Source organism: Cryobacterium sp. TMT4-31 (genome assembly GCF_004403385.1).
Classification (GTDB): domain Bacteria; phylum Actinomycetota; class Actinomycetes; order Actinomycetales; family Microbacteriaceae; genus Cryobacterium; species Cryobacterium zongtaii.
Genome location: NZ_SOGI01000067.1, coordinates 49,388 through 72,343 on the forward strand (window position 1 = coordinate 49,388; position 22,956 = coordinate 72,343).

A 22,956-nucleotide genomic window follows, 5' to 3' on the forward strand; every position below is an offset into this window, starting at 1 on the left:
AGACGACGGCCTTGTTGATGTCGAGGGGGTGTTTTCTGGGCTCGCGGGGGGCGTGACTGGAGACGTCGGGGGCGCGGAGTCGGTGGGCGGATCCGTGGGTTGGGGGGGTGGCTGCGGGGTCGGCGTAGGCTCCGCTGTCGGCTCCGGGGTGGGGGTGGGGGTCGGCTCCGGGCTCGTCGGGTCGCCCGGTGTGGCTGGGCTGGTCGGGCTGGGGCTGACCGGCGGCGGAGACGGCTCTGGAGTTGGTCCCGGATCCGAAGGCTGGTCGCTCGGTGTCTCCGTCGGTATCGGAGTCGACGTCGGGGCGCCTGGGGTGTCCGTGGGAGTGGGAGTGGGATTCTCGGTGGGCGTGGGCGTGGGCGTGTCGGTTGGCTGGGGTGCGACCGTGGTCACGGCCAGGGTGGACGCGGCGTCCGCTGCGGTCGGTGCGCCGGCCGTGAGAACCGTGGAGCCCAGCACGAGCAGACCCGCAATGGTCCCGGTTCGCAGTCGGCGTTTGTGCAGGGGGCGTGCGCGCACGACGCGATGCACACCGCGGCCGTGCGATGTCGTGGCCATGTAGGTTCTCAATCCCAAGCGGTAGAGAGTCGGCCGGTCAACCGGCAGTGGCGCAAGTATTTCACCGCCCCCCAACGGCCGCAACGCATCGGGCCAAACCCGTGGCTAGTGCGGCTGGCCGAGCTGGTTTGCACGGCCGAGCTGGTCCCGCGGTCCCGCTGTTCCCGGTAGTCCCGCTGGTCCTGCTCGTCCCGCCCCGCCAGGTGGGCGAGGACGTCGATCCCGCCGAGACTCCGCCGAGGTCATCAGGTAAAAGCGCTGATCGGCGGGCCTGCGGGTGTCATGGAACTATCGTCGCGCCTGGCGATCAACGATGGACTGGACGTGATGGGACCTCCTGCTTCTCGCGTCAGAGGGCGTACTCGCTCTGAGCTACTGGCCTCAACTCACCCTGACCCGCAGGGGTGGTCCGAAACAGGCGATGAGGCGCATTTCAGGGGCGTCCGACAATCATGCCAAGATGGATTACACCGCACCCTTATGCCGTACCACGGCGCAAAATCCACCCAGCTAGAGCCCATACGAGATGGAGGATCTGATGCCGAAGACTCCCACTGTCTACGATGTCGCGGATCTCGCGGGGGTGTCGATCGCGACCGTGTCGCGGGTGTTCCGAAAGCCGCACAAGGTGTCGCAGGCGACCAAGGACCGCGTAGACGCAGCCGTCTTGAATTTGGGCTACGTGCCGAGCGGAAGCGCTCGGAGCCTGGCGGCGCGACGGGCCGGTGCGATCGGGCTGTGCTTCCCCGACTTCGACGGGATCGACGGCGGACCGGCGCCGATCGTCTATACCGATGGCAGGGTGATCGAGCACTTCGACCCGCCCGAGGACGTCGAGCCGAGCGGGGACCTCTACCTCAGCGAGGTCATGCTTGGCACGGAGATCGAGGCGTGGCGGCACGGCATGGCCGTGACTATCGCGGTGGCGCGTGGCGACGAGATCTTCGACAACCTTGCCGGTCGCGTCGATGGCATGATCACGCTCTCGCGGACGGTGCCCGAGCGGCTGCTTGCCCACATCGCCCGGCATATCCCGGTCGTGGTCATCGCCGGCACGCGCGCAGGGGACGACTACGACCACATCGGCACCGACAACGTAGCCGGCATGCAAGCGATGACCCAGCACATCGTCGGCGCCCACGGGGTCCGCGACCTGGCCTTCGTCGGAGGCCCGGCCGACTCCCCGGACGATCACGACCGCTTCGAGGGATTCCGCATGGGGCTGCAAGCAGAGGGGATCGAGCCGCCGGCCGGGCCACTGCTGCGGGGTGACTTCACCCGGAGTCACGGTCGGATGCTCGGTCGTCGTCTGGTCGAGGCAGGTCGGGTCCCGCGGGCCCTCGTGTGCTCGAACGACCAGACCGCACTGGGAGTCCTCGACGCCCTGCTCGCCTCAGGACTGAGGGTGCCCGAGGACGTCATAGTCACCGGCTTCGACGGGATCGACGCCTCGCAGACGTCACAACCGCGGCTCACAACCGTCCGTCAACCCATGCGTGAGTTGGGTCGAGCGGCGGTGGACACCTTGCTGCGCAGACTGGGGGACCCCCTGATGCCACCGCAGACCGGAACCCTACCGGTCACGGTACTGCTGCGTGAGAGCTGTGGTTGCCTCGCCTGACCCAGGCCGGGCATCGTCACGTCCATCCCGTCGTCTGTTCGATCGGAAGTTGCGCGACGGGATGTATGCGCATACAGTATGAGGACAGCACTACTTGCCGACGTGATCCGCGTGGATGCGTAACGCTCGGCCGAGGTGACAAAGATGACACTAAGGGGAAGACATCCATGATCGATCGCACCCGTCGGACGCGTACGCGCCTGACTTCCGTCCTGGGGCTGGGGCTCGTCGCAGCCCTGGCTCTGAGCTCCTGTGCAGCTCCCGAACAGGGAACCGAGTCCGGAACGGCAGGGTCGAGCTCGCTCATGCTCGCCGCCGACAACGGATCGCCGACTTTCGTCAAGAACTTCAACCCATTCGTGATCGAGAAGCGAACCGCATCGACGATCATCAATGAACCCCTCATGGTCGTCAACGCTCTCGACGGCAAGTCAACGAACTTCCTGCAGACGAACTACACGCAGCCCGACGCCAAGACGATCGTCTCGGACATCCGCGAGGGCGTCACCTGGAGCGACGGCGAAGCATTCACCGCCGAGGACGTCGTCTTCACGTACAGCCTCCTCAAAGAGTTCCCGGCACTGGACAGCACCGGTGTCTGGTCGCGTCTTGAGTCCCTGAGCGCGGATGGCCAGACGGTCACCTTCGTCCTCCAGGCGGAGGACTCGTCCGCACCGATCACCATGCTCGCCGTGCCGATCGTCGCCGAGCACCTCTGGGCAGACGTGGCGGACCCGGTGACCTTCACCAACGATGACCCCATCGGAACCGGCCCCTACACTCTCGGCGACTTCAACGCGAACCAGTACAAGCTCGAGAAGAACCCGGACTACTGGCAGGCCGACAAGGTGGCCGCCGATGAACTCGTGCTCCCCGCCGCGAACTCGCAGCTGGACGTCGTCAACAACGGTTACGACTGGGCCTACGCGTTCATGTCGGATGTCGAGAACACCTGGGTCGCCGCCGACGAGGGCAACCAGTACTGGTTCCCCGCCGCTGGCACGGTTGCCATCGCGCCGAACCTCACCAAAGCGCCCTACAACGACCCGAACTTCCGCGAGGGCATGTCTCTCGCTCTCAAGCGCGACAGCATCGCCGACAACGCCTCAGAGGGCACGGTTGGTGCCGCCGGACAGCAGGGACTCCTGCTGCCGACACAGGCCGAGTGGCTCACCGACGCCATCCCCGACGAGGGCATGGTCACGCAGGACACCGACGCCGCTGAGGCGGCTTTCGCCAAGGCCGGCTTCACGTCCAAGGGCGGAAAGCTCGTCGACGCGGACGGCGTGCAGGCCAAGATGACGATCACCACACCGAACGGCTGGACCGACTGGCTGCGCGCAGTGCAGGAGATCCAGAAGCAGTATGTCGCGATCGGCATCGATGTGAAGATCAACCAGCCGCAGCCCGCCGCTTACTTCCAGGCGGTGCAGAACGGTGATTTCGATGTCGCGATGACGTCCTTCGGCGGCAACGGCTCGGTCTACCAGGGCTACTACAACCTGCTGAGCTCCGATTTCCTCCAGCCGATCGGCACCACGGCTCCGTCGAACTACCAGCGGTACTCCAACCCTGAGGTCGACAGGATGCTCACCGAGTTCCGCACGACCGTAGACGCGGACCGCCAGAAGGAGCTCGCCGGGGAACTCCAGGAGGTCATGTACAACGACCTCCCGGTCATCTCCGTCTACTACGCGGGCCTCTGGGGTCTCGTCTCCGACAAGAGCTTCACCGGCTGGCCCGACGCCGACAATCCCTACATGACGCCGACTCCGTACACCTCGGCAGCGCTCGTCGTCCTGACCACCATCACGAAGGCGAACGGCTAAGAGGTTCTCCTGCAGAACCGCTACAGGCTGAGCGAGGTGCCTCTGACACCTCGGGCACCTCGCTCAGCCCCGCTGTGCCCCCAACCTCCTATCGAAGGCGAGTAACCCGTGTGGTACCCCCTGCGCAAGCTTGGCTTGCTGCTCCTGACCGCGTGGGCCGCGATCACCCTGAACTTCCTGCTGCCGCGGCTCATGCCCGGCACGCCTGCTGACGCGGCCATCGCGAAGCTGGCACAGAACGGCCCTGTGGATCCAGCGACCCGAGCAGCCATCGAGGCTCAGCTCGGCGTCCCGACCGGCGACGTGTGGTCGCAATACGCTCAGTACCTCGGCAACGTGTCCCGCCTCGACTTCGGGGTCTCGTACACGTTCTTCCCGCAGAGCGTTTCCTCCCTCGTCTTGAACGCGCTCCCGTGGACACTTGTCATGGTCGGTCTCGTGACCATCGTGGCGTTCGTGCTCGGGACTCTGCTCGGTGTGCTCGCCGCCTGGAAGCGCGGCACCTGGCTGGACACGCTCCCCACGCTCGGCGGAACGTTCACCTCGGCCTTTCCATACTTCTGGACCGCCCTTCTGCTCGTCTTCTTCCTCGGCTACACGCTCAAGTGGTTCCCGACCTCGGGTGCGTATGGCCTCGAAGCGACCCCCAACCTCAGCCTCGCCTTCATCGGCGACGCGCTCGGCCACGCCTGGCTGCCCGCCGTGACGATCCTCGTCACCTCCGTCGGCGGCTGGATACTCGGGATGCGCAACAACATGATCAATACCCTCGGCGACGACTACGTCACCTTCGCCGAAGCGAACGGTCTGCGCACCCATACCGTCGCCATCAAGTACGCCGCCCGCAACGCGATCCTGCCGAACCTCACCGGCTTCGGCCTGGCGCTCGGTGGTGTGGTGGGTGGCTCGCTGCTCGTCGAGCAGGTCTTCAACTACCCCGGTGTGGGCTACTTGCTCTTCAACGCGGTCACGAACCAGGACTTCCCGCTCATGCAGGCGCTGTTCCTCATGATCACGATCAGTATTCTGCTCGCGAACTTCTTGGTCGACATCTTGTACGGACTATTGGATCCGAGGACCCGACGATGACTTCTCTAGTGAATCTCCCTGAACCCACGGGCTCGACCCCGCCCCATCAGGCCGCGCGCGGTGCCGGCCCCGTCCTCCCCAAGCAGCACGGACCGGCCTCGCCCTTGCGGGTCCTCACGCGCGGCGCCTCGACGATCTGGAGCAACAAGAAGGCCCGCATCGGCGTGGTCCTGCTCCTCGCCTTCGTGGCTCTGGCCATCTTCGCGCCGCTCATCGCGCCCTACGGCGCGAGCGAGAACGGCTTCGGACGCAACCAATCTCCATCCCCGAGCCACTGGTTCGGTACCACGGCTGCCGGCGAGGACGTGCTCTCGCAGGTTATCTTCGGTGCCCGGATTTCGGTGCTCGTCGGCTTCATCGCCGGGTTTCTCTCCACGCTCATCGCCGTCGTCGTGGGCCTGTCATGGGGCTATATCCGTGGCCCGCTCGCCGACGTCATCAACTTCATCGTCAACCTCGTGCTCGTCATCCCGGGGCTACCGCTCATGATCGTCATCGCGGCCTACCTGCAGAACGGCGGCATGACGATGATCATCTTCGTCGTTGTGCTCACCGGTTGGGCCTATGGGGCCCGCGTGCTCCGATCGCAGACACAGTCCATCCGCGGTCGTGACTTCATCACCGCGGCGCAGTTCGCCGGAGACGGCGCGGCCCGCATCGTCTTCCACGAGATCCTGCCGAACATGACCTCGCTCATCACCGGCAGCTTCTTCGGTGCGGCGACGTCGGCGATCCTCGCGGAGTCTGGCCTGTCCTTCCTGGGGATCGGTGACACGACGACCGTGAGCTGGGGATCCATGCTCTTCTGGGCGTCGAATTCAAACGCCCTGCTCACCGGTCAGTGGGTGCTGTTGTTCGCACCCGGCCTGTGCATCGCACTGATCGCCACGTCGCTCACTCTTATCAACTTCGGGGTGGACGGCCTGTCCAACCCCCGCCTACGGGAAGGAACCGGACGATGAGCCTGCTCGAGGTCAACAATCTGTCGGTCATCTATGAACCGCGCGGTGCGGAGCCGACTTATGCGGTCAAGAACGCTTCTTTCTCCCTGGAACGGGGCGAGTTCGTCGGCCTGGTGGGAGAGTCCGGCTCCGGAAAATCAACCCTGGGCTTCGCGGTGACCCGCCTCGCCAAGGCGCCGGCGCGCATCTCACAGGGAACGATCCTTTTCGATGGGCGCGATATCGCGAACATGGATGACGAGGAGCTGCGCAAGCAGCGCCAGGGCGGTTTCGCGATGGTGTTGCAGTCGGGCATGAACGCGCTCAACCCGGTGCGCTCGATTCGCAAGCATTTTGGTGACATTTTCGCCGCGCACGGCCACGTGCCCGCAAGCAAGCGGCTCGCGCGAGCCTACGACCTCGTCGAGAAGGTCGAGCTACCCCGCGATGTGCTCGACCGCTTCCCCGGCGAGCTTTCCGGCGGGATGCGACAACGCGTCTCGATCGCTCTCGCCCTGTCTCTCGAGCCTCAGCTCATGGTCTTCGATGAGCCGACCACCGCTCTCGACGTGCTCGTGCAGCACGCCGTCATGGGCACCATCCGGGAGCTGCAGAAGTCTGAGAACTTTACCGCGCTGCTGATCAGTCACGACCTCGGCATCGTGCTGGAGTCGACGACACGGGTCATGGTCATGAGCGAGGGCGTCATCGTTGAGGATGGTACGTCGCAGCAGATCCTGCACGCACCGCAGCACGAGTACACACAGATGTTGCTCGGCCACTATGCCGACCCCCGCGCGGAGGTCGTCCAGGTGCCCGGGCTCGTCGTGCGCGGCTCGACGATCTCGACCACCGGGCTCGATGGCGTCCCCAACGCTGTCTCGCCGATGACGGGCGAGTTGGTGACAAGTGCGCCCTCCGGGCCCGCCCGGCGCCGACCGGGGCGACCCGAGGCGGCGGCGATCGTGGTCGACGACGTCACCAAGGTCTATCCGCGGCCGCGCCGCGGTAGCGACCCGGTCACTGCCGTGGACCACGTCTCCTTCACCCTCGACCGGGGCCAGTCCATGGCCCTGGTCGGCGCGAGCGGCTCGGGAAAGTCCACCATCGCCAAGCTCATCACCGGCGTCGAACGTCCGACATCGGGCGCGATCCATTTTGGTGAGACCAGGGTCGATACGCTACGGGGCAAGGGGCTGCGGGGGCTACGCCAGGAGGTGCAGATGGTCTTCCAAGACCCGTACTCCGCGCTCAACCCACTGCACACCGTCGAGTACGCGCTCATGCGCCCCGTCCTCAACTACACCGGACTGCGCGGTGCCGAGGCGCGCACCCGCGTGCTCGAGCTCCTCGATACCGTGGGTCTGACGCCCGTCGAGCAGTTCGCGGCGAAGCTCCCGCATCAGCTCTCCGGCGGACAGCGTCAGCGCGTGGTCATCGCCCGCGCGCTCGCTTGCGACCCGCAGGTGATCATCGCGGATGAGCCCGTTTCGATGCTCGACGTGTCGTTGCGCGCTGGTGTTCTCGCGCTCCTTGATGGACTGCGGGTCACGTTCGGCGTTTCGATGCTCTACATCACCCATGACCTCCTCTCCGCCCGGCTGGTGACTGACCAGATCATGGTCCTCAATCAAGGCCGCGTGGTGGAGTCCGGACAGACCGCCCAGGTGCTTCGGTTCCCCCAGGACCCCTACACGATGGAGCTGCTCGAGGCGATTCCGCAGCCACACCGCGCGGGAGCCGGGCGATGACCGGCGCCGGGCGCACTGCGCACACCACGTGCTGACTGCACCAATCCACACAAGACCAAGCGAGGCAAACATGCTGCACTTCCCCGAAGGATTCCGCTGGGGATCCGCGACCGCCGCTCACCAGATCGAGGGCAACAACGTCAGCTCCGACTGGTGGCGTCGCGAGCACCTCGTGGACTCCACGATCGCCGAGCCGAGCCTTGATGCCTGCGATAGCTACCACCGCTTCCGCGAGGACATGCAGGCGCTCGTCGATGCGGGCCTGGGTATGTATCGCTTTTCGATCGAGTGGGCTCGCATCGAGCCCCAGAAAGGCTTCGTCTCTCAGGCGGAGCTCGCCCACTACCGCCGCATGGTCCTGACGGCCATTGAGCTCGGCCTCGAGCCGATGATCACGCTGCACCATTTCACCATTCCGCAGTGGTTCGAGGACGAAGGTGGGTGGCGTGCGCCCGACGCCGTCGAGCGATTCGCTTTTTACACGCGGACCGTGCTCCCCGTCCTTGAGGGCGTGGAATGGGTGTGCACCATCAACGAGCCGAACATGGTCGCGATGATGGCCGGAGGCGACGGTCTAGGTACGACCTTGCAAGCTTTCGGACAGCCCGGACCCGACGTCAGCGTCGCCCGGACCCTGCTCGCGGCCCACCGCGCCTGCCGAGCGGTGCTCGCGGAGGCAGGCGATTTTCGCACTGGCTGGACGGTCGCCACACAGGACTTTCAGCCTGAGCCAGGCTGCGAGGAGATCGCCCGTGAGTATGGCTACGACCGTGACGCCTGGTACCTCGAGATGGCTGCCGGCGACGACTGGGTCGGCGTGCAGGCCTACACCCGCACCAAGATCGGTCCCGAGGGGCCGCTCCCGATAGCCGACGACGCCGAGAGGACCCTTACCGGCTGGGAGTTCTACCCGCGAGCCCTCGAGGACGGTATCCGCCTGTCCCACGAGATGGCACCGGGGGTGCCCGTCTTCGTCACCGAAAATGGCATCGCTACCGACGATGACACCCGCCGGGTGGCCTATCTGCAGGGCGCGCTCGAGGGACTGCACCGGGCGATCACCGACGGGATCCAGGTGGAGGGCTACCTGTACTGGAGCTTGCTCGACAACTACGAGTGGGGTTCCTACGGCCCGACCTTCGGGCTCGTGAGTGTGGACCGCTCCACCTTCGTGCGGACCGTCAAACCCAGCGCTCATTGGCTCGGCAACGTGGCGACGGCCAACGCTCTCGCCGTCTGAGCTTTCCCGCCCGCACCATCCCGCTCGACCCGCCGCACCCTACCCACTTGCAGCTGCCTGCCTTGAGGAATATTCGTGACCACGCACACCGTCCACCCATCCACTGCCGATCCTGCCGCAGCCGTCACAGACCTGCCGGCCGAGCGTGGCCAGAGGAGAGTCGCGCCGACGGCGGCGTTGCTTGAGGCGGGGACCACTCGCATCGAGCTGTCAGCCGCCGGCGACGTGCGTGCCATCACGTATGGGGAGTCGATATTGGTCAACCAGTATCTGCCGAGCGAGCATGACGCCATGGTCGGCGGCGTGTTCTTGCGCCGCCACGGCCTGGACGCCTCGGGTGCTCGCATCGTCGAGGGGGTGCCGCTCGTCGGTGGACGCTCGGCCGGTGACCTCGCTGAGGCGCCCGGCTGCGTGCGCTGGTCAGGTCAGGCCCTCGGGGCCGGTTACGTGGTGACGCTCACTCTCGACCCGCACGGTGACGTCTGGGTGTGGCGGGTGGACCTCGCGGCCGCTGAGCCCGGCGCGGCTGACTCGGTCTACGACGTCGTCTTCGCCCAGGACCTGGCCCTCGTGCCGTTCTCGACGGCCGTCAACAACGAGCCGTACGTGAGCCAGTACGTCGTGCACCACGTGCTCGACGACGCCCGCGCCGGAGCCGTGGTCGCGAGCCGGCAGACCATGGCGACTGCGCCCGTGCTGCCTCTGGCGGTGACCGCTCTCGTCGAAGGAGCTCGCGCCTACCTCACCGACGGATTCTCGTTCTATGGGCTCGACGCGAAGATCGATGGCCGCGCTCACAGCCTGGGTGTGCCCGACTGGGACTCGCTCATCTATCAGTACGAGTTCGCCTTCCCGGTGCTACTCGGTCCCGAGCTCGATCTCACCGCTCCGCGCACCGTGCACGCCGTGACGGCCGTGGTCGCGGACTACCGCGGAGAGCTCGCCGACGCCCTCGACGAGGTGCCTGGACTGTTCGATCGCGCGCTCGCGCTGGGGCTGGGCAGCGCGCCCTCAGCACTGCACGACGGAGTGAGCTCCGTCACAGTGCATACCGCTCCCGCTGCCGGGCCGCACGCGTCGTCCCGCTCCCTGTTGGTATCGGCCCCGCTCTTGGCCGGCCTCGACCTCTCCGACGCCGAGCTCACCGAGCTCGGGGCCGTGTCGGGGAACTCCGACGCGTCGTCCCGGGTCCTCCAGCCCGAGCGCGACGATGCCGGGAACCTGCTGTCCTTCTTCACGCCCGAGGCCACCCACGTCGTCAGCCGTGCAAAGGAACTCGCGGTTGAGCGACCCCACGGGCACGTCCTCAAGGCCGGCACCGACGTTAGCCCGAACGACAACATCCTCTCCGCGACGGCCTACGCCTACGGGGTCTTCGCCTCGCACGTTGTCGTCGGGAACACGACCGCCAACCGTTTCGTCTCCGTCCAACGCAACCACCTCAACCTGCTGCGTTCCTCAGGGGTGCGGGCACTCGTTCGAATAGGTGACCGGTGGCAGCTGCTCGGAGTGCCCTCCGCCCTCATCCTCGACCTCGGCGGGGTCCGTTGGATCTACGCGACCGAGGACGGTCGCATCGAGGTGCGCACGACGGCGAGCCATGACGCCCGTGCCATCGAGATCTGCATCGACTCCGAGCAGCCGATCGACATCATCCTCACCGTGGATGTCGAGCTCGGCGGGCAGTCGTGGACCGCAAGCCGGGCCCTCAACGGCCGCGCGATCGTCTACGCTGCGGACGCCGGGACCGACGTCGCCGAGCACTGCCCTGATCTCGTCTACGTACTCGCCAGTGAGGCCGGGCGCTTCGGTGACGACACGGTGCTCTTCCCCGACGGCCGCTCCCATGGCACGAACCTGACGACTGTCGCTTTCGACGCAACGACCTCGGCCTCGCTTGTGCTCTCCGGTGACCTCGACGGCGCCGCGGACGCCCTCGCCCACGCCGAGGCGGTGCTCGACAACCCACTCGACGTCGCCGCCGAGCTCGAGGCGCACCGCGGTTACATCGCCGACTACACGCGCAACCTACGGGTCGAGGGCGACGGCCGCCTCACCGAGATCAACCTCCTGCTGCCGTGGTTCACGCAGAACGCGCTGGTTCACTTCCTCGTCCCGCACGGTCTCGAACAATACTCCGGCGCGGCCTGGGGCACCCGTGACGTCTGCCAGGGACCGCTCGAGCTCAACCTCGCCTTCGGCCACTTCGACGCGGCGCGGGACATCGTCCGCCGGGTGTTCGCCCAGCAGTCCCCGGACGGGACCCTGCCGCAATGGTTCATGTTCGACGCCTACCGCGAGCGGTACTCCGACGAGGCCCACGGCGACGTCGTCGTCTGGCCCTTGATGGCGCTGGGGGAGTACCTGGCTGCGACCGGCGATACGACGATCCTCGACGTCACGGTGCCGTACTGGGACGGCGAGCTGCGCCGCCCGGGCAGCGTGGCTGCGCCCCTCACCGACCATGTGCGCGCCTCCCTGAACTACATCCGCAGCCACCGCGCCCCTGGGACTGACCTGCTCTCGTACGGTGAGGGCGACTGGGATGACACCCTCCAGCCCGCACAGGCCTCAATGAGCCGTGAGATGGCCTCCGCCTGGACCGTCGCCCTTCTGTTTCAGGCGGTCAGCACCCTCGGCGGCCAGCTTCGGGGGACCGCGCACGACTCGCTCGCCACCGACCTCATGTCCGAGGCGTCGACGATAGCGGCTGAATTCGCTGAGCGTCTCATCATCGACGATGTGCTCGCCGGCTACGTCGTCTTCACCCCCGAGGGCCCGCGGCCCGTGCTGCACCCCAGCGACGACCGGACGGGGCTTTCCTACCGGCTCATCCCCATGACCCGGTCGATCATCGCCGGACTGTTCACCCCCGAGCAAGCAGTGCGCCACGAGAGTCTCGTCGAGGAGCACCTGCACTTCCCCGACGGCGTCCGCCTCATGGACCGGCCCGCGCCCTTCCACGAAGGCCAGACGCGATTCTTCCGTCGTGGTGAGCAAGCGGCGAACTTCGGCCGTGAAGTCGGGCTCATGTACACCCATGCCCACATCCGCTACACGCAGGCCCTCGCGACGCTGGGCCGAGAGCGGCTCGTCACGGAGCTGTTGAGAATCAGCCCAGTCGGCCAGTTCGAGCGACTGAGCACGAGCATGCCGCGCCAGCGAAACTGCTACTACTCCTCCTCCGACGCAGCCTTCACCGACCGCTACAACGCCGCCGCGAATTTCGACCGGTTGCGAGATGGCACCGTCGGGGTCAAGGGCGGATGGCGCGTCTACTCCAGTGGCCCGGGTATCTACCTTCGCCAGCTGGTGCAGGGAGCGCTCGGCCTCGTCGAGCGAGCCGGCGCGGTGGTCATAGACCCGGTCCTCGCTCTCGAGGACGACGGCCTCACGATCGCCATCGACCTTGCCGGCGAGCGTCGCACGGTGCGCTTCCACGTCGAGCCCGGCAGCGGGGATGTCCGCGTGATGGCCGACGGCGCGCCCCTCACCGGGGTCAAGACGACGGCGCACTACCGCCAGGGCGGCCTGTCCGTCTCGTTCGCGGACCTCGTCGGAATCTCGGTCCTCGACGTTCACGTCGGCGTTGACCGCAGCACACTTGAGGCCTGACCATGGAGAAACATCTGATGACATCGCCGGCGGACAACCCCACCCCATCGCTCTCGGCGGGCGAAGAGCAATTGGCGCAGGCCTCCACGGGCCTGGTTGACACCGAGACCTACATCGACCCGGAGCTCGTCGCGCTGTGCCGGGAATCCGCCGCTGACGGGACTGTCCTGCTCCGCAACGACGGCACCCTCCCTCTGCGCGGGGGGTCGCGCATTGCGCTCTTCGGGCGGGTCCAGATCGACTACTTCTCGGTCGGGTACGGGTCGGGCGGGGACGTCAACGCTCCGTACTCCTGGAACCTTCTGGACGCACTGCGCGACGGCGGCCAGGTCACCGTCGACGCAGATCTCGCCGCGTCCTACACGCGCTGGTGCGCGGAGAACCCACCCGACGAGGGCACCTGGGGGAATTGGCCGCGCTACTTCGAGGAGATGCCCCTCGAAGGCGAGGCCGTTCGAGCCGCCGCAACCCGGACGGACGTCGCCATCGTCGTCCTGGGGCGTGCCGCCGGGGAAGCGCGAGAGAACACCCTGACCCAGGGCAGTTATTACCTCACGGACGCGGAGAAGAGCCTGCTGGACGCGGTCACCTCAGCGTTCACGCACACCGTCGTGGTGCTCGATTGCGGCAACGTCATCGATCTCGCCTGGCTGGACCAGTACGGCGAGGCGATCTCCTCGGTGCTCTACGCCTGGCAGGGCGGCATGGAGGGCGCGCGGGCCATCGCGGACGTCCTGACCGGCGTGCAGGTGCCCGGAGGGCGACTCACCGACACCATCGCGCGTTCCTACGCCGACTACCCGAGCGCACCGAACTTCGGCGGGCTCGAGCATAACGACTACGCGGAGGACATCTACGTCGGCTACCGGTACTTCGAAACCTTCGCGCCCGACGCCGTCCTCTTTCCCTTTGGGTTCGGTCTCGGGTACTCGAGACTCGATGTGGTGGCCACGGCCGACGTCAACGACGAGGAGGTCACGGTCACCGCGCGCGTGAGCAACGTCGGGACGGAGCATCCCGGCGCTGAGGTCGTCCAGGTGTACGTCCAAGCGCCGGACGGCGAGCTCGGCAAGCCTGCCCGCACGCTGGCATCCTTCGCGAAGTCGCGACGACTGGACCCGGGCGAGAGCGAGTCGTTGCACCTGGCGTTCCCGATCGCCTCTCTGGCCTCTTACGACGATTCCGGGGCAACCGGCCATCGGTCCGCCTACGTCCTCGAGGCCGGTCAATACACGGTGTTCGCCGGCACCGACGTGCGCGCGGCGACCCAGATCGCCTCGTTCACGCTCAGCGAGCTGCGCGTCGTCGAACAGCTGACCGAGGCGTGCGCACCCGCCGCCGCTCACCCCTTCCAACGGATGATTCTCGACCGCGACGACGCCGGTCGCGCCGTCGTCGGGTGGCAGGATGTCCCCACGCGGGAGGTCTCCCGCCGCGAACGGCTCCAGGCACGCACGGTTCCGGCGCTGGAGCAGACCGGAAGCCAGGCCGTCACTCTGGCCGATGTCGCTGAAGGGGCAGCGACGCTCGACGAGTTCGTGGCCCAGCTCTCCCACGAGGACCTGGAAGCGCTCACCCGAGGTGACGTAGTCATGGACAGCCCGCTCGGGACGCCCGGGAACGCCGGCGTGTTCGGCGGCATCACCGCGTCGCTACGAGCGAAGGGCGTGCCTCCCATCACGACGACGGACGGCCCCTCCGGCATCCGGCTGGCGGCCTACGCTGCGCTCCTGCCCTGCGGAGCGGCACTCGCCTCAACCTGGAACACCCCGCTCGTGCGTCGACTCGCGGCGCACCACGGCGAGGAGATGGTCCGCAAGGGCACCCACGTGCTACTCAGCCCGGGAATGAACATTCACCGTGATCCCCTGTGCGGGCGCAACTTCGAGTACTTCTCCGAGGACCCGCTGGTCACCGGCCTTATCGCGGCCGCAGTCGTGGCTGGCGTCCAGGAAGCGGGAGTAGCGGCCTGCCCCAAGCACTTTGCGTGCAACAACCAGGAAACCAACCGGAACCTCAACGACTCGAGGGTCTCGGAACGGGCTCTGCGGGAGATCTATCTGCGCGGGTTTCAGATCTGCCTCGCCCAGGCGCGCCCGCACACCCTCATGACGTCGTACAACAAAATCAACGGCGCATGGTCGCACTACAACGACGAGTTGTGCACGACGATCCTGCGGGAGGAATGGGGATTTGAGGGAACGGTGATCACCGATTGGTGGATGCAGCGCGCCGTCGACCCGGATTTCCCGGCGGTGGCTGACGACGCTTACCGGGTCCGCGCGCAGGTCGACGTCTTTATGCCTGGCGGATGGTTCGACCACGTCAGCGGCGGCTTCGACGCCTCGGCGGCATCGTCTCTGCTCGATTCCCTCGCTCGCCCAGACGGCATCACACTCGGCGAGGTCCAGCGCACCGCCCGAACCGTCCTCCAGCTCGTCCTGGCGCTGCCCGCGCTGAGCGAGGAGATCCTCAGGAACTCGGCGGCGGGGAGCCAGCCATAGGAACGAGTATCGGCGTAGACCTTCCCTTTGCCCCTCAAGCCGGCCCTTCCGCATCAACCAGTGCCGGAGCGGCGTCGGATGAGAACAACGACGACCACCCGGCCGGGCGGAGTGCCGGCGGGTTGTGGATAACTCTTTTCAGGCCGTGCGCCTGGCTCAGTCCGTGTCGAGGTGCTCGTGCAGAAAGGCCGACACCGCACCGCGCATCGCCGCATCGAGGATGCCGATGGAGTGCAGGCTGCCCGGCACGGTGACGAGCTGGTTGACGATGCCGAGGGCGTTGAGCTCCGCGGCGAAGCCGGTGGACTGGCTCAGCGGAATGAACTCGTCAGTGGACGACCCGACGAAGACGGGCGGGTCGGTGCGATCCAGCGACCTGACGGCCGACGCGTCCCGGGCCGCCCGACAGTCCAGCAGCGATTCGCAGTCCAGGTAGTCGAGCACGATCTGCTCAAGCCCAGAGGAGCCGCCGGCCACCACGATGCCGTCGTAGCTCAGGTCGACGGGCCCGGAGAGCTCGGCAACAGCCGCGACCCGGCTGCCATCGGTAAGCGATCCACTGCCGCGGGCACCGAGCAGCGAGGCCAGGTTGCCGCCCGCCGAACCGCCGAAGGCACCGATTCGGTCGGGGTCGATGCCGTAGTGCTCGGCATTTGCGCGCATCCACTCGACGGCGCGGCCCAGGTCTTCAATGGCAGCCGGAAAACTCACCGCCGGCACCAGCCTGTAGTTCACCGAGTACGCCACGAACCCCTCGGAGGCGAGCCATTCGCAGACATTGCGCCAATCGCTGTTGCCTTTGTCGCCGCGAGCCCAGCTGCCGCCGTGGATGGAGAGCACCGCCGGCCGGAGGGTGGCTTGAGAGGGCGTCTCGGTATCCGTGCCCGGTTCCATCGCGCCAGCGGTGGCCGGATCCGCGGATGCGTCGTCGGCGGGAGCCGCCGTCGACTCGGGCTCAGCGGACGGATCGGGTGCGGCCGTTTGGCCGGCCGCCGCGTCCCCGGTGCCGCTGTCCACGTCAGCGGTTGACCCGGCATCCGCTTCTGGCGGCGAGCAGACGTCGAGGGTGAGCTGGGTGCCGTCCGGCTGGGTGGCGTAGACGACGTCCTCATCGATCACGGCGTCCCCGGGCGCGGTGAAGGTGCGGATGCCCACGATCGCCGTGGTGTCGACCTCGCTCGCGGTTCCGCCGGCCTGTGCGGGCGCCACCGGGCGCAGGTTCCAATGCAGGCCGCCGAGCAAGGCGGTGGCCACGACGGCCATGCCGCCGGCATAGGCGACGAAGAGAACGAGAAAGCGTCGGGAGCCGAGTCCGATGATGCGGCGACCGTTACTCACGGATGCTCCTGAAATGTGCTGGGTGCGGGTGCTTTCGAGAATAGATCGGTCGGGCCCGGCTCGCTAATCGGCGGGCGTCAAAACGCCGGCCGGGCGCGTCGCAGAGCGGCCCGACGGCGGCCTCAGCGGGGCGTCAGGCCTTCGCGGGGACGTCGCGGGTAATCCCCGGGCTCAGAGCGGCGAGCATCCGGGTGACGTCGAGGGCCGCCGCGCTGGCCGCGACGATGGCTTCCGCACCCAGTTCACGGTGCTCATGGATCGCCTCGGTCATGGCGGCTGCGGCATCCTCGGCCGCCCGCAGGGCGTCGAGACTCGGTTCCCCGGTGTCCCATTCATTGACCAGGGCGGCCGTCGCCCGCACCGCCGCACTCAGCGCCGGTCGCAGCGCGGCCGGCAGCTCCACGGGCACCGGTGTACCCCAGGCCGCCCCAGCGAGCACGTCGGTGAGGTCGCGCACATAGAAGGTCGCGTTCTCGAGCGCCGCCAGGTCGTCATAGTCGGTGCTGAGATCGTGCGGCCGGATGCGCGCCCGTGGGTTGATCCGGCGGCTCTCGTCGGCCTCCGCCAACGCGCGACGCACGGCGGTGCTGGTGCTCGCCAACGTGGCGCCCTGCTTGGACCATTCGCCCTCCTCGGGCGGCCAGCTCGCCTCGAGGGCGTCGGCAACCGAACCCAGGTGCAATCCGAGCGCACGCCGCAACCTGGACAATTCCTTCACCGCGGCAGTCACCCGCAGCGGGGGTGCGACGAGGAGGTTCACCGCCAGCCCGACAACGATGCCCAGGGTCATCTGCGAGACGTATCCGATCGAATAGCCGTCGGCGTTCGGACCGCCGACGATCAGCACGAACAGACCCGCGATCGGCACGTACTCCCGTCCGGCGCCCAGCTGGCGGATGCCGCCGAACAGCATGCCGATCCCCACCACGAGCGACACCGTCAGCACGCTGGGTTCGCTGAAGATGATCACCGCGGCCGCCAGAGCAATGCCGATCACCAGCCCGGCAAGGGTCTGCATAGCGTTCTTGATCGACCCCATCAGGGTCGGAAAGCTGGCCACGATGACACCGAGCGGCGCGTAGTAGGGGTAATCGTTGGCGACGCCGGGCATCAGGGGGGCGAGCTTCCAGGCGATCGCCACCGCAACGGCCGTCTTCACGGCCTGCAGCAGGCGGGGATGTGCCACGGCGGTCTTCACCAGGCCACCGGCGGCACGTGGGGAGAGATCGGGAGTGCGCATCGAACGAGTCTGCACGATTCCCGGCTTCCCGCCCAATCGCGGCTGGCCCCGCGGGCCCAGAGGTTTCGGCGCCATCGGCATAGAATCGCGGCATCACCTGGGCCTGTCCCCGCGGGGAGAGCTCGAAAAGGAGGCGTCGTGAAGATCGCGATAGCGGGAGGAACCGGCACCGTCGGGCGTCACGTCACCGACCTGGTCAGCCGTCTTGGGCACCAGCCTGTCGTCCTCGCCCGGTCGACCGGAATCGACCTCGTGACCGGAGACAGGCTCTCCTCGGTGCTCGACGGTGTTGACGGGGTCATCGATGTGGTCAATACCTCCACGCTGTCCGCTAAAGCGTCCACCCGCTTCTTCGGCACGGCCACGGCCACTCTGCTCAGGGCAGAGGCCGCCGCCGGGGTGCGGCACCACGTCACCCTCTCGATCGTGAATGCCGACACGGTCTCCGCCGGGTACTACGCGGGCAAGGTCGTCCAGGAGGAGGTGGTGAAACGCGGCGCCGTGCCGTGGACCATGCTCAGGGCCACGCAGTTCCACGAGTTCGCGGCCCAGACCCTCGGGCGAGGCTCGCGCGGCATCCTCACCCTGGTGCCCGTCATGCGGACCCAGCCCGTCGCGGCGCGGGAGGTTGCCCAGCGGCTCGTCGAGCTTGTGGTGGGCCCGCCGCGCGGGCAGGTGCCCGATCTCGGCGGCCCACGGGAGGAACGCCTTGTCGACATGGTGCGCGACTACGCCCGAGTCACGCGCACTCACGCCCGCATCGTTCAATTCAAGCTCCCAGGCCGAATGGGCACCGCGATGCGAGACGGCACCCTGTTGCCGGCCCCCAACACCGAACGAGGTGCCCAGTCCTTCGCACAGTGGCTCGACGGCATCGCGCACCCAAAGCCGGCCGGCTAGCAACCGTGACTTTTGGGACTCGATAAGGTAACGTGGACAAGTCGGCTCTTGACACCGCGTGTTTCATTGTGTGCGCGGATGGGTTTGTAAGTCAGGATGGGCCGGTTTCCCAGTAATCCGCTGGTGAAAAATCACTGTATGTGAACGGCCCCGGCCATAGACTGCCCGGGTTCTCAGGTTGCGTCGCCGTGCGACGCACTACTGCCATGTACTCAACACAACCCAGAAATACTTCTATGCCTTCTAGCAAGAAGCCGGCCGTCGGCCGCGCAGCCAAGAACTTCGACCCGAGCCACTCCAAGGGCGGCCCCAAGGGCGCACCCAAGGGCGGCAGCAAGAGCCCCGGACACCGCGGCTACCGCGCAGACGATGGCGCTCCCAAGAAGCAGCGCTGGAACGCCGACGAGCGCGCAGCGCGTTCCGGTGAGCGCTCCTCCTCCGACCGTCCCGCCTACGGTGACCGTCCCGCCTACGGTGCCCGCACCGAGCGTCCGGCCTCCAACGACCGTGCCCCGCGCACCGACCGTCCCTCGTACAACAACGACCGTCCCGCTCGCGGCGACCGTCCCTCGTACAACAACGACCGTCCCGCTCGCGGCGACCGTCCCTCCTACGGCGACCGTGCCCCGCGCACCGACCGCCCGTCGTACAACAACGACCGTCCGTCGTACGGCGACCGTGCCCCGCGCACCGATCGCCCGTCGTACAACAACGACCGTCCGGCTCGCACAGAGCGTCCGTCCTACGGTGACCGTGCCCCGCGCACTGACCGTCCGTCGTACAACAACGACCGCCCGTCGTACGGTGACCGTGCCCCGCGCACCGATCGCCCCGCCTATAACGACCGCAACAGCGACCGTCCGGCTCGCACAGAGCGCCCGTCCTACGGTGACCGTGCCCCGCGCACTGACCGTCCGTCGTACAACAACGACCGCCCGTCGTACGGTGACCGTGCCCCGCGCACCGATCGCCCCGCCTACAACGACCGCAACAGCGACCGTCCGGCCCGCACCGAGCGTCCGTCCTACAACAGCGACCGTCCGGCCCGCACGGAGCGTCCGTCCTACGGCGATCGCCCCGCCCGCACCGACCGCCCGTCGTACAGCAACGACCGTCCGGCCCGTGGCGAACGTCCCGCGTACGGCAATGACCGCGCGGCCCGCAACGACCGTTCCAACGACGGCGGCCACTCCAGCAACTTCTACCCCGACCGCGACTCCAAGCCCAAGTTCGCCGCCGGCGACGACGTGGTGCTCGAGCGCCTCGAGGCCATCGCCACGACCGCAGAAGATGTTGTCGGCGTGACGTTCGGCGACCTCGGGCTCGGTGGCAACATCGTGCGCGAGCTCGCTCTCCTCGGCGCTCCGTCCCCGTTCCCGATCCAGGCCGCGACCATCCCCGATGTGCTCGCCGGCCGTGACGTGCTCGGCCGCGGCAAGACCGGCTCCGGCAAGACCATCGCGTTCGCCGCTCCCATGATCGAGAAGCTCATGGAGAACAACGGCGCCAAGGACCGCAAGATGGCCCGCAAGCCCCGCGCGCTGATCCTGGCCCCCACCCGCGAGCTGGCCCTGCAGATCGACCGCACCGTGCAGCCCATCGCGCGCAGCGTCGGCCTCTTCACCACCCAGATCTACGGCGGCGTTCCGCAGTACCGCCAGGTCAGCGCCCTCCAGCGCGGCGTGGACATCATCATCGGCACCGCCGGCCGCATCGAGGACCTCGTCGAGCAGGGTCGTCTCGACCTGTCCGAGGTCGTCATCACAGTCCTCGACGAGGCCGACTACATGTGCGACCTGGGCTTCCTCGAGCCGGTTCAGCGCATCCTGCGCCTCACCAAGAAGGGCGGCCAGCGTCTGCTGTTCTCGGCCACCCTCGACAAGGGCGTCGCCTCGCTGGTCAAGGAATTCCTGACCAACCCGGCCGTGCACGAGGTCGCCGGAGAAGACCAGGCCTCCAGCACGATCGACCACAAGGTCCTCCTCATCGAGCACCGCGACAAGGCCTCCATCATCGGCCAGCTTGTCGACCGCCAGGGCAAGACGCTCATCTTCAGCCGCACCCGCGCCTACGCCGAGCAGCTCGCCGACCAGCTCGAGGACGCCGGCGTCAAGGCCACCAGCCTGCACGGCGACCTCAACCAGGCCCGCCGTACCCGCAACCTGCAGATGCTCACCAGCGGTCGCGTCAATGTTCTCGTCGCCACGGACGTCGCCGCCCGCGGCATCCACGTCGACGACATCGACCTGGTCATCCAGGCCGACATGCCCGACGAGTACAAGACCTACCTGCACCGCGCCGGCCGCACCGGCCGCGCCGGCAAGTCCGGTACCGTCGTCACGCTGATCCCCAAGCAGCGTCGTCGTCGCATGGAAGACCTGCTCGACCGGGCCGAGATCGACTCCAGCTTCACCTCGGCCACGCCGGGCGACGCCTCGATCACCGCTCTGGCGAACCTGTAACACCAGCGCACAACCGGCAGGGCATCCGTTTCGGCGGGTGCCCTGCCGGCGGTTAACCGGCGCGCGAATCCGTCGCGCACGATCGGGGATGCGGTACGGTTTTGTCGTTCGCGTGCTCCCTCACAATTCGGGTTTGTGACAGCGCGCGCGAGCACAGGATGTCTGTGGGGCATCCGCGCGGTGCTCCACAGATATCCGCCCGGCCTGGTCAGCGGGGGCGGATGCGCGGCTCAGCGGATGCTTGCGACGGCCTCGAGCACCCGGTCAGAAAAGTCAGCGGACAGCGGCGCCGAACCCGCGCTCTCTGCGGCGGCGGCCTGACCCTCCGGGCTGGTCACGTAAGCCAGGTAGGCCGCGACGAGCTCGGCCTGGTCGGCGTCGGGATAGTCTTCGCAGGCGATCAGGTAGCTCACGAGCACCAGCGGGTACACGCCGGGGGCCGTGGAGGTGCGGTCGACATCCACCACCAGGTCGTTGGGGTTGTCCCGCTCCACCAGGGGCGTGGCGTCGATGACGGCCGCAGCGGCCTCGGTGGAGTAATCGACGAACTCGTCGCCCACCTGCAACGCCGCGACAGAGGGGTCACCGACCCTGGACGCATCCGCGTAGCCGATGGTGTTGTTGCCGTTGGCGACGGCGCTCACGACGCCGGAGTTGCCTTGGGCGCCCTCACTTCGTCGTGCCCGAATCGTCCGAGCGATGCACCGCGGAGATCTGTTCGGCGGGCAGGGTGGCGTCGGGGTTCAGGTCGACGAGGGCGGGGTCGTTCCACCGCGTGATCGCACCGGAGAAAATGTTCGCGATCGCCGACGGATCCAGGCGCAGGGTGTCCACGCCATCGACGTTGTAGACCAACACCAACGGTGACACGTAGACGGGCAGGTCGTTGGCGGCGGACCCCGGCGCGCTCGACCCGGCACCGTCCAGCGTGCCGGCCAGAGTGCTCGTCTCGTCACCGGATTCGTTGGCGGCGCAACCCGACAGGAGCAGGGCGGCCACCGCGATCGACGTGCCGAGGGAAAATGCCGGGTGCCTGTCTGGTGCCAGCACTGTTCCCATTCTGCCCGACCGGAGCCGCGTGTTCTCCGAGAGGCAGCTGAACGGCGCGGTCCTGATAGATTCGAGGAACCGTGACAAAGGGAGAATCATGACCACACGCTGGGCGCGCTTCGCCCGTGGGTGGATCGTCGCGGCCGTCTCCACGTTTGTTGCCGCGTTGTCGCACACCGTGGGTGGCGGAGCCGTGCCCGGCCTGTTGGCCGTGGTCGTGTCCCTGGCTTTCGCCGGGATCGTCTCCATCGCCCTGTCCGGCCGCACCCTGTCCACCTGGCGACTCACCGCGGCGGTGCTGCTGAGTCAACTCGTCTTCCACGGGCTGTTCTCCTTCGGCAGCGCGGGCGGCGCCCTGGTGACCACGGATGCGGCAACCGCGCACGCCCACAGCGCGGGCAGCGTCGCCGTGCTGGTGCCATCATCGATGCAGGCCGGCACCATGTCCGGCGCCGATCACGGGATGATGATGACCGGGGCCCACGTCCTCGCCGCCGTGGTGACCGTCCTGGCGCTCCGCTTCGGCGAGCGGGCCTTCTGGGGTCTGTTCAGCACCGCGACGGTGGCCCTGAAGGCCCTCGTGCGGTTCCTCGTGCTCACCCCGATCCCGAACATCCCCCAGACGATCTCGGCGTCCTCGGCCGCTCTGCCGCCCCGCGACCTTCTCGTCCTGCTGAGTCCGATGCGGCATCGTGGGCCGCCGGTGCACCTGTTCGCCTGAGCGTCACGCTCGGCCACCTTCAGTCTTCGCACCTCTTATATATATGTCGACCCATCCGTCGGCCGCCCCGTCGAATTTTCGTACCGAGCCCCGCCAT

Annotated in this window: 15 protein-coding genes; 11 read left to right on the forward strand and 4 right to left on the reverse strand. The window is 67.5% G+C overall.

Annotated elements, in window-relative coordinates; all coding sequences use genetic code 11:
• Positions 1–1,096: 1,096 nt before the first annotated feature.
• The 8 genes from E3T19_RS16465 (at position 1,097) to E3T19_RS16500 (ending at position 15,148) form a co-directional block, all read left to right on the forward strand.
• Positions 1,097–2,179, forward strand: a complete 1,083-nt coding sequence (locus E3T19_RS16465; RefSeq protein ID WP_088458133.1) for a LacI family DNA-binding transcriptional regulator — start codon at positions 1,097–1,099, stop codon at positions 2,177–2,179.
• Positions 2,180–2,346: 167 nt separating this feature from the next.
• Complete coding sequence (locus E3T19_RS16470) at positions 2,347–4,008, forward strand: ABC transporter substrate-binding protein (protein ID WP_088457366.1); 1,662 nt, start codon at positions 2,347–2,349, stop codon at positions 4,006–4,008.
• 108 nt (positions 4,009–4,116) lie between these two features.
• Positions 4,117–5,097: an ABC transporter permease gene (locus E3T19_RS16475; protein ID WP_088457365.1), complete on the forward strand. Its 981-nt coding sequence runs from the start codon at positions 4,117–4,119 to the stop codon at positions 5,095–5,097.
• An 8-nt stretch (positions 5,098–5,105) separates the two neighbouring features.
• A complete protein-coding gene (locus E3T19_RS16480; RefSeq protein ID WP_241980324.1) occupies positions 5,106–6,059 on the forward strand; it encodes an ABC transporter permease in 954 nt (317 codons plus the stop codon).
• Positions 6,056–7,789, forward strand: a complete 1,734-nt coding sequence (locus E3T19_RS16485; RefSeq protein WP_134409374.1) for an ABC transporter ATP-binding protein — start codon at positions 6,056–6,058, stop codon at positions 7,787–7,789. Before E3T19_RS16480 ends, E3T19_RS16485 begins: the two co-directional genes overlap by 4 nt.
• Positions 7,790–7,859: 70 nt before the next feature.
• Entirely contained in the window at positions 7,860–9,029 is a 1,170-nt protein-coding gene (locus tag E3T19_RS16490) for a glycoside hydrolase family 1 protein (protein WP_134409375.1), read from the forward strand.
• A 75-nt stretch (positions 9,030–9,104) separates the two neighbouring features.
• Complete coding sequence (locus tag E3T19_RS16495) at positions 9,105–12,644, forward strand: hypothetical protein (RefSeq protein WP_134409376.1); 3,540 nt, start codon at positions 9,105–9,107, stop codon at positions 12,642–12,644.
• A 17-nt stretch (positions 12,645–12,661) separates the two neighbouring features.
• On the forward strand, positions 12,662–15,148 hold the full coding sequence (locus tag E3T19_RS16500; protein WP_134409377.1) for a glycoside hydrolase family 3 C-terminal domain-containing protein: 2,487 nt from the start codon (positions 12,662–12,664) through the stop codon (positions 15,146–15,148).
• A gap of 156 nt (positions 15,149–15,304) precedes the next feature.
• On the opposite strand, the gene E3T19_RS16505 is transcribed toward E3T19_RS16500, so the two are convergent.
• Both E3T19_RS16505 and E3T19_RS16510 read right to left on the reverse strand, forming a co-directional pair.
• Entirely contained in the window at positions 15,305–16,486 is a 1,182-nt protein-coding gene (locus E3T19_RS16505; protein WP_134409378.1) for an alpha/beta hydrolase, read from the reverse strand.
• Positions 16,487–16,619: 133 nt separating this feature from the next.
• The gene (locus tag E3T19_RS16510) at positions 16,620–17,726 is read right to left on the reverse strand and encodes an aromatic acid exporter family protein (protein WP_088457360.1); all 1,107 of its coding nucleotides are present in this window, start codon (positions 17,724–17,726) and stop codon (positions 16,620–16,622) included.
• A 138-nt stretch (positions 17,727–17,864) separates the two neighbouring features.
• Between E3T19_RS16510 and E3T19_RS16515 the strand changes: the two genes are divergently transcribed.
• Together E3T19_RS16515 and E3T19_RS16520 are read left to right on the forward strand one after the other, a co-directional pair.
• The gene (locus tag E3T19_RS16515; RefSeq protein WP_134409379.1) at positions 17,865–18,626 is read left to right on the forward strand and encodes an SDR family oxidoreductase; all 762 of its coding nucleotides are present in this window, start codon (positions 17,865–17,867) and stop codon (positions 18,624–18,626) included.
• A 236-nt stretch (positions 18,627–18,862) separates the two neighbouring features.
• Positions 18,863–21,088 carry a DEAD/DEAH box helicase gene (locus tag E3T19_RS16520; RefSeq protein ID WP_134409380.1) on the forward strand — a complete coding sequence of 742 codons (2,226 nt, stop codon included), beginning with the start codon at positions 18,863–18,865 and terminating at the stop codon, positions 21,086–21,088.
• A gap of 230 nt (positions 21,089–21,318) precedes the next feature.
• Here E3T19_RS16520 and E3T19_RS19675 read toward each other — a convergent pair whose 3' ends face one another.
• The gene (locus E3T19_RS19675) at positions 21,319–21,732 is read right to left on the reverse strand and encodes a substrate-binding domain-containing protein (RefSeq protein ID WP_370294277.1); all 414 of its coding nucleotides are present in this window, start codon (positions 21,730–21,732) and stop codon (positions 21,319–21,321) included.
• A gap of 25 nt (positions 21,733–21,757) precedes the next feature.
• Positions 21,758–22,138 (reverse strand): substrate-binding domain-containing protein, encoded by a 381-nt coding sequence (locus tag E3T19_RS19680; RefSeq protein ID WP_370294278.1) that lies wholly within the window; start codon positions 22,136–22,138, stop codon positions 21,758–21,760.
• A 97-nt stretch (positions 22,139–22,235) separates the two neighbouring features.
• Here E3T19_RS19680 and E3T19_RS16530 point away from each other — a divergent pair, with 97 nt between their 5' ends.
• Complete coding sequence (locus tag E3T19_RS16530) at positions 22,236–22,859, forward strand: hypothetical protein (RefSeq protein WP_134409381.1); 624 nt, start codon at positions 22,236–22,238, stop codon at positions 22,857–22,859.
• The last annotated feature ends 97 nt before the right edge of the window (positions 22,860–22,956 follow it).

Excerpts from the sequence above, each read along its gene's own strand:
- E3T19_RS16465 (WP_088458133.1), top strand. The coding sequence starts at position 1,097 with ATGCCGAAGACTCCCACTGTCTACGATGTCGCGGATCTCGCGGGGGTG.
- E3T19_RS16470 (WP_088457366.1), top strand. The coding sequence starts at position 2,347 with ATGATCGATCGCACCCGTCGGACGCGTACGCGCCTGACTTCCGTCCTG.
- E3T19_RS16485 (WP_134409374.1), top strand. The coding sequence starts at position 6,056 with ATGAGCCTGCTCGAGGTCAACAATCTGTCGGTCATCTATGAACCGCGC.
- E3T19_RS16490 (WP_134409375.1), top strand. The coding sequence starts at position 7,860 with ATGCTGCACTTCCCCGAAGGATTCCGCTGGGGATCCGCGACCGCCGCT.
- E3T19_RS16500 (WP_134409377.1), top strand. The coding sequence starts at position 12,662 with ATGACATCGCCGGCGGACAACCCCACCCCATCGCTCTCGGCGGGCGAA.
- E3T19_RS16510 (WP_088457360.1), bottom strand. The coding sequence starts at position 17,726 with ATGCGCACTCCCGATCTCTCCCCACGTGCCGCCGGTGGCCTGGTGAAG.
- E3T19_RS16520 (WP_134409380.1), top strand. The coding sequence starts at position 18,863 with ATGCCTTCTAGCAAGAAGCCGGCCGTCGGCCGCGCAGCCAAGAACTTC.
- E3T19_RS16530 (WP_134409381.1), top strand. The coding sequence starts at position 22,236 with ATGACCACACGCTGGGCGCGCTTCGCCCGTGGGTGGATCGTCGCGGCC.